The sequence below is a fragment of the Tsukamurella sputi genome, from assembly GCF_007858445.1.
GTDB lineage: Bacteria > Actinomycetota > Actinomycetes > Mycobacteriales > Mycobacteriaceae > Tsukamurella > Tsukamurella sputi.
Window position 1 is genome coordinate 1 of record NZ_VIGV01000077.1, and the last position, 642, is coordinate 642.

A 642-nucleotide genomic window follows, 5' to 3' on the forward strand; every position below is an offset into this window, starting at 1 on the left:
CCCCCTCACTCACGGCCCGGTTGATGGTCGTGGAATCGGCCAAACCCTTGAACGCCACGGTGATCCCGTGCTTGGGCGCGACCTCCTTCGCGACGAACTCGATGAGGGCCTGCTCCGCGGCGTTGCCCTCCGTGGTGGCGACCAGCAGGGTGGCGCCGGCGGTCTCGTTGGCGGTCTTCGCATCCGCTCCGCCGAAGGCGCGCCATCCCACGAACGCGGCGACCACGAGCGCCACCAGGACGACGGCACCGACGATCAGGGGCCGCCGCGATCCGCGGGTCGTGAAACCGTGATCGTCGTCCGCGGAAGGCGTCGCGGGGGTGGGGGTCTGCGTGTCGCTCATGCGAGGGCCTTTCGGAGAACGGTCTGTTCGGGGGTGAGGTGTCGGACGAGCGCGTCGCCGACGAGCTGGATCGCGGACACCACGACGACGAGGACGAGGATGGTGGCGATCATGACGCCGTGATCGAATCGCTGGTAGCCGTAGGTCACGGCGACGTACCCGAGACCGCCGGCACCGATGGTCCCGGCGATCGTCGAGTACTCGATCATGGCGATGGTGTTGATGGTGAGGCCGCCGACGATGCCGGGCAGCGCCTCGGGGATCTGTGCGCCCCAGATGATCTGTGTGTTGCTACCGCC

The 642-nt window shown here is 68.4% G+C and carries 1 protein-coding gene and 1 pseudogene; both read right to left on the reverse strand.

Features of this window, described 5'->3' with window-relative positions; translation table 11 throughout:
- Positions 1–343: pseudogene (locus FK268_RS23235) on the reverse strand (MetQ/NlpA family ABC transporter substrate-binding protein); the annotation flags it as partial.
- A partial coding sequence (locus FK268_RS23240) for an ABC transporter permease subunit (protein WP_146437818.1) occupies positions 340–642 on the reverse strand: 303 nt, incomplete at its 5' end. The gene FK268_RS23240 and the pseudogene FK268_RS23235, both read right to left, overlap by 4 nt.